This window comes from Tropicimonas sp. IMCC6043 (assembly GCF_004146235.1).
Lineage (GTDB): Bacteria > Pseudomonadota > Alphaproteobacteria > Rhodobacterales > Rhodobacteraceae > Tropicimonas.
The window spans coordinates 43,323-49,374 of record NZ_SELO01000028.1; the positions used below are offsets into that span (position 1 = coordinate 43,323).

Sequence of the window (6,052 nt, forward strand, 5' to 3'; positions counted from 1 at the left end):
CCGCCTCGTAGAATGGACGACTTGCTGCCTGTCCCAAGGGGGAAACGCGCCCCCGAAATTCGATTTGTTGCAGCGAGCATAATCATTGCATCCCGCGGCGTCATCGAAAAAATGCAAAAAAGCCACAAAATATGGAAAAGCCGGCAAGCGAGCGCCTAAGATCTGCCGGAACCCACCCTATGTTGCGGTTTGAGACAGAAATGACACAAGGCCGCGGCAAATATCGGATTTTGCACGGTCTTTCCGCCCGGACGGGCGGCATACTTGTCATTCTGGGGCGGCTGCTCGGCCTGCCTCGCCCGGATTTCCCGGTTCTCGTGAATTGAGAGTCGCACAGGCGGCGCGCGGGTTCCAGCGATTTCCACAGGCTGTGGATAAGTTTTCGGAAATTTCAGTCGCGCGGCGCAGAGACGCCGCCGGACAGGCGTAATACCTGTCCGGCAGCGGTGCCGGGGCGAAGAGAGGGGGAGACTCCCCGGCGGTTCGGTGGCGTCAGCTCCCGCCGCCGAATGTCGTCATCCAGCCCAGCCCGGACGCGGTCGTCTCGCGCGGCTTGTATTCGGCGCCGAGCGGAGCGTCGTAGCCGAGGCTTTCGATATGAGCGAAAATGTGGGCGTAGTTCACCTCGCCGCAATCGGGTTCGCTGCGCGCGGGCACCGAGGCGAACTGGATATGGCCGATGATCGGCAGCCGCGCGGTCAGCCGCCGCGTCAGGTCGCCTTCCATGATCTGCAAATGATAGCAGTCGAACATCAGCGCCAGGTTTTCGGCGCCGACCTCGGCGATGATCTCGGCGGCCTGGTCGGAGGTTGTCAGGAAATATCCAGGCGCGTCGTATTTGTTGAGCGGCTCGATGAGGATCGTGATGCCCTTCGCCGCAGCCTGCTCGCAGGCATAGCGCAGGTTGGAAACGAATGTCTCATGCGCCGCCGCGCCTTCGGCGAAGCCAGCCATCACGTGGACCTTGGGCGTGCCGATCTTACCGGCATAGTCGAGCGCCTGGTCGATCGCCGCATGCGCTTCCGCCTCGCGGCCGGGCAGGGCGCAGAGGCCGTTCTCGCCCGGCTTGCCGCGGATCGTGTTGAGCCCGAGCATCGTGAGCCCCGTCTCCTCGAGCGCGGCGGCGACGTCCTCGGCCGGGGTCTCGTAGGGCCAGTGGCACTCGACCGCGTCGAACCCCGCGGCCTTGGCAGCGCGAATCGCGTCGGGCAGGGAGAGTTCGGTCCAGAGAAAGCCGAGATTGGCAGAGAAACGGGTCATGTCAGTCGTCCCATTCGACGTTGAACTTGGTCACGAGGCCGCGGATCTCGGCCTCGGTCAGCAGGCGCGGCGCGAGGCCGCGGGTCAGAATGGCGAGTTTGGAGGTCTCTTCGAGCTCTTCCATCGCGTAGACGGCTGCCTCGAGGTCCTTGCCGGCCACGACGGGGCCGTGGTTGGCAAGGACCACCGCGCTGCGCTTGCCCGCAAGGCCGCGGATCGCGTCGCCCATCGCCGGATCTCCCGGCATGAAATAGGGCAACAGCTTCACCTTGCCGAGCTTCATGATCCCGTAGGCCGTGAGTGGCGGCAACATATCCTCGGGATCGGTGTCGGGCAGCAGCGAGAGCGCGACCGAATGGGTCGAGTGCAGGTGGACCACGGCACCGGTTTGCGCCGGGCGGGTCTCGTAGAAGGCGGAATGCAGCGGCACTTCCTTGGTCGGCTGTGCGCCGGAGACGTGCCGGCCGGCCGCGTCCAGCACCGACAGCCCCTCCGGATCGAGCCGGCCGAAGCAACTCCCCGTCGGGGTGACCAGCAGCCGGCCATCCTCCATCCGGGCCGAGATATTGCCGCTCGATCCGGGTGTCAGGCCGCGGTCATAGAGCGACTTTGCCAGCAGGCAGATCTGCTCGCGCAGGCGGGCCTCTGCGCTCATTGTTTGGTCTCCAGCTTGGACAGCGCCTCGGCAAAGAAGGTCTCCGAGCCGAAATTGCCGGATTTCAGCGTCATCGCGATGCGGGTGTCGCCCGAGTGGCACCAGGTCCAGGGCACGCCGGGCGCGATTTCCGCGCCGATCTCCATCGCGGTCACGCCGAGCGCCTTGGTCACCGCGCCGGAGGTCTCGCCGCCCGCAACGACGAAGCGCCGCACGCCCAGGGCAAGCGCGTCCTTCGCGAGCAGCGCCAGCGCTGCTTCCACCAGATCGCCCGCGCGGGCCACGCCGAGCGCCTCCTGCGCCTTGGCGACCGCCTCCGGCTCCGCGGTGGCATAGATGATCTTCGCGGCTTCCGGTGGCTGGGCGGCCAGCCAGTCGCGCGCAGCCTGCGGCCCGTTCTCGGCCAGATCCAGCGGATCGAGCCGGTAGCCCGCGGCGTTTGGCAGGTACGCGGCCACCTGAGCCCGGGTCATCGCCGAGCAGGAGCCCGACAGCACGATGTTGCCCGGTCCAACCTCGGGCGCGGCGGCGCGCTTCGCGGCCTCGGTGATCGCGCCCTCGCGCAGATAGATGTGCGGCAGCGGCATCGCCACGGCGCTGCCGCCGGTCAGCAGCGTCATGTCGTGGCAGGCCTCCGCGATCACGCCGAGATCCTCGTCGGCCACTGCGTCCACCACCACATGGACGACGCCCTCGGCCTTCAGCGCGTCGAGCCGCGCCCTGAGGCTCTCGGGGCCGCGAGCGACTGTGAGACGGTTCGCCAGGCCGACCTTCCCCTCCACCTGCGGTGCCAGGAGCCGCATCAGGTTGCTGTCGCGCATCGGCGTCAGCGGGTGGTCCTTCATCGGGCTTTCGGCCAGCGGCAGCTCGCCGACAAAGAGATTGCCCATGAAGATCGCACGGCCGTTCTCGGGGAAGGCGGGGCAATAGATCGTCTGGTCCGCGCCCGTCGCCGCCATCAGCGCTTCGGCCACAGGGCCGATATTGCCCTCCGCCGTGCTGTCGAAGGTGGAGCAGTATTTCCAGAAGAACCGCTCGGCACCGGCGCGCCTGAGCCAGTCGAGCGCCGCCAGCGTCTCGGCCACGGCCTGGGCCTTGGGCGCGGTCCGGCATTTCAGCGCGATGACTTCGAAGGCGGCGGTGTCGGCCGTCTCCGGCGCTTCCTCCGGCACGCCCATCCGGAGCGAGACCCGAACGCCCGACCGCGCCAGAAGGCCGGCAAGGTCCGTTGCCCCGGTGAAATCGTCTGCGATGCAGCCCAGAACCACTCCCATCGGTCTCTCCCTCCTCCTGTTTCCCGGTGCGGCGCGGCACCCTCCCGGCGGCGCGGGCCCGGAGCCGGGCCGCAACATGCCGCGCAGAGAGGGCTCCTCCTGCCGGCACCACCCCACGTCTCGACCCGGCCGGTTCGGCGGGGAAGGGGTGGGTGGTATCGATACCGGCATCGCTACGGGACTCGTGGACCCGCTGTCAAGTTTGCGATATGTGTCAAATCGGCCCGGTCGAGAGGCGGGCCTGCGCCGCGAGGCGGGATCGCCGCGCAACTGCCTGAACAGACGGGAATCCATGTCCGAAAAGCGATTGACCCTCGCTGATGTCGCCCGCGCCGCAGGGGTCAGCAAGATGACCGCCTCGCGGGCATTGCGCGACGCCGGCGACGTGAGCCGGGAGAATGTCGAGAAGGTGCGGCAGGCGGCGCGCGAGATCGGTTATGTCGGCAATCTCGTCGCGATGTCGCTGTCGAGCCAGCGCACAAACCTGATCGGCGTGGTGGTGCCCTCGGCCTCCAACATCGTCTTCGGCGAGGTGCTGTCGGGCATTGCCGACGCGCTCTGGGGGAGCGGTTTCCAGCCGGTGATCGGGGTGACCGACTACGACTCGGAGCGCGAGGCAGAGATCATCCGTGGGATGTTGTCCTGGCGCCCGGCGGGGCTGATCGTAACCGGCGTTGACCAGCCGGAAGAGACACGGCTGCTGCTCCACACGGCCGGGCTACCGGTCGTTCAGATCATGGACATGGACGGCGACCCGGTGGATGGCTCCGTCGGCATCGCGCAGTTCGAGGCGGGCGCGGCGATGGCCCGGGCGCTCCTCGCGGCAGGGCGGCGGCGCTTCGGCCATATCGCCTGCGCGCGGCAACGCGATTCGCGCGCGGCCAAGCGCTTCCGCGGGTTTGCCGCCGCGCTCGAAGCGGAAGGGCATCTCCCGGTCGGGTCGGTGGTCTCCGAGCAGCCCTCCTCTGTGGAAATCGGGCGCGACCTGACGCGGGAGTTCCTGGAGCGGCATGGCGATGTCGACTGCCTCTACTACGCGAATGACGACATCGCCGTGGGCGGCCTGTTCCACTGCATGGCGGCGGGGATCGACGTTCCCGGGAACGTGCTGATCACCGGTTTTAATGGACTTGATATCGTCAAGGCGCTGCCAGAGCCGATCGCGACGACGCATACGCCGCGGCGCGAGATCGGTTATCGGGCGGCCGAGCTGATCCTCAAGGCGGCAGAGCGGCGCAGCCCGCGGGTCGGCGCGGCGATCGAACTGCCGACCCGGGTCGACCTCGGCGCTGCGGCAGCCGATTGAACAGCGGAAATCGGTTTTTCCTTTCCATGCGGAGATTGTAGGGTCGCCGGATGACCAAACGGATCCCTCTCACGCTGTTCCTGATGCTGTCGCTCGGCCTGTCGACGATCGGCTTCGGCGTGGCGCGTGGGCAGGCGCCCGTGGCGCGCGAACAGGTGATCTGCACCGGCCTCGGAGCCGTGACGGTCGCCGTGGATGCCAGCGGAAACCCGGTTCGGTCGCATGGCCTTTGTCCTGACAATGCGGCGCTGTTCTTTGCGGTCCTGCTGCCCGTGGCGCCGGATGCAATGGGCCTGTCCGGCGCGATGGTCGGGCGTGACTGGCCGGCGGACGAGATCGTCGGTCGTGCGGCGCGCCCCGGACTCCGGTGGCCGCGCGCTCCGCCGGCCTGAGCTCGGGCCGTTGGCCCACCACGGTGTTTCAACGAAATTCGAAGGATGGAGACGACAGATGTCCCAAAGGTTGCTTTTCGCGGCTGTTGCCGCGCTGTCCCTTGCCGGCCCTGCGCTGGCCGAGATCGAGATTCGCGACGCCTATGCGCGCGCCGCGATGCCCACTGCCAAGGCCGGCGCGGCCTTCATGGAGATCGCGAATACCGGTGCGGAGGACGACCGGCTGGTCGCCGCTCGGACCGACATTTCCGCCAAGGCCGAACTGCACACCCATGTCGATGCCGGCAATGGCGTGATGCAGATGATCGAGGTCGAGGAAGGGTTCCCGATCCCGGCCGGCGGCACGCATCTGCTCGCCCGCGGCGGCGATCACGTGATGTTCATGGGGCTCAAGGGTCCGATGAACCACGGCGAGAGCGTGACCGTGACGCTCGTCTTCGAGAAGGCCGGGGAGATGACCGTCGAGATTCCGGTCGATCTCGAGCGCCAGGACGACGCGATGACGATGGGCAACTGAGCAGGCGCCGGCGTCGGCGTCCGGTCAATTCCCGTCGAGGAGCGTCTCGACCCAGGCCGGGACCACGGTGGTCGCCGGGCCCTCGTGGCGCTCCTCGAACATGCCGCTGAGTTCGGAGGACTCTAGGTTGAGCTCGACCGTATGGGCGCCCGCAGCATTGGCCTTCAGCACGAAACCCGCGGCCGGGAAGACCTGTCCGGAGGTGCCGATCGACGCGAAGAGGTCGCATTCCGCGATATGGCGTTCGATCAGGTCCATGTCATGGTCAGTTTTCCGTTGCTGCTGGCGCAGCGCGGGGCCAACTGGCTGCGCACCGGCACCTCCGCGGCCATCGGCATCGCCGCGCTGTGGATCGGCGCGGCGATCATCATCGAGAACGGGACGGCCCTCAACCTCCTCGGAGGTTGAACACGCCGGCAACTGGGAACGAAGCTGTGGAGACCCAAGTTCTCCCCCCCTCCCTAATACAGTCGAATACCTGATAAAAACCGAAGGTTGCGCTCAATAGCGCCCGATGCGCTCGGTAATTCTCCCTACGCGAGCCGAAATCTAATCCATGAGCAGTGGAATTACCGGGCGCAACCGAGCGCATCGGGCGCACTTTCGGATTTTGTGTTCGATGTTCACGATAGATCTGGCGCGTAGAAG

The 6,052-nt window shown here is 67.0% G+C and carries 8 protein-coding genes; 4 read left to right on the forward strand and 4 right to left on the reverse strand.

The genetic code is table 11. The features are described from left to right. Window positions 1-492 precede the first annotated feature (492 nt). Genes EU800_RS19435 through otnK form a run of 3 tightly spaced genes read right to left on the reverse strand, consistent with a single transcriptional unit; the run spans window position 493 to window position 3,189 of the window. Window positions 493-1,260 (reverse strand): hydroxypyruvate isomerase family protein, encoded by a 768-nt coding sequence (locus EU800_RS19435; RefSeq protein WP_129634835.1) that lies wholly within the window; start codon window positions 1,258-1,260, stop codon window positions 493-495. A gap of 1 nt (window position 1,261) precedes the next feature. After that, window positions 1,262-1,915, reverse strand: a complete 654-nt coding sequence (gene otnC, locus EU800_RS19440; protein WP_129634837.1) for a 3-oxo-tetronate 4-phosphate decarboxylase — start codon at window positions 1,913-1,915, stop codon at window positions 1,262-1,264. Next, entirely contained in the window at window positions 1,912-3,189 is a 1,278-nt protein-coding gene (gene otnK / locus EU800_RS19445; protein WP_129634839.1) for a 3-oxo-tetronate kinase, read from the reverse strand. The genes otnC and otnK overlap by 4 nt, the downstream gene beginning before the upstream one ends. Window positions 3,190-3,496: 307 nt before the next feature. Here otnK and EU800_RS19450 point away from each other — a divergent pair, with 307 nt between their 5' ends. The 3 genes from EU800_RS19450 to EU800_RS19460 are packed head-to-tail and all read left to right on the forward strand — an operon-like array spanning window position 3,497 to window position 5,404. Next, on the forward strand, window positions 3,497-4,495 hold the full coding sequence (locus tag EU800_RS19450) for a LacI family DNA-binding transcriptional regulator (protein WP_242500639.1): 999 nt from the start codon (window positions 3,497-3,499) through the stop codon (window positions 4,493-4,495). Between the two features lie 50 nt (window positions 4,496-4,545). Beyond that, window positions 4,546-4,887, forward strand: coding sequence for a hypothetical protein (locus EU800_RS19455; protein WP_129634843.1), 342 nt, complete (start codon window positions 4,546-4,548; stop codon window positions 4,885-4,887). A gap of 58 nt (window positions 4,888-4,945) precedes the next feature. Beyond that, window positions 4,946-5,404, forward strand: a complete 459-nt coding sequence (locus tag EU800_RS19460) for a copper chaperone PCu(A)C (protein ID WP_129634845.1) — start codon at window positions 4,946-4,948, stop codon at window positions 5,402-5,404. A gap of 24 nt (window positions 5,405-5,428) precedes the next feature. Here EU800_RS19460 and EU800_RS19465 read toward each other — a convergent pair whose 3' ends face one another. After that, window positions 5,429-5,662, reverse strand: coding sequence for a hypothetical protein (locus EU800_RS19465; RefSeq protein WP_207209944.1), 234 nt, complete (start codon window positions 5,660-5,662; stop codon window positions 5,429-5,431). A gap of 3 nt (window positions 5,663-5,665) precedes the next feature. On the opposite strand from EU800_RS19465, the gene EU800_RS26960 reads away from it, so the two are divergent. Further along, a complete protein-coding gene (locus EU800_RS26960; RefSeq protein ID WP_165354742.1) occupies window positions 5,666-5,812 on the forward strand; it encodes a hypothetical protein in 147 nt (48 codons plus the stop codon). Window positions 5,813-6,052 lie beyond the last annotated feature (240 nt).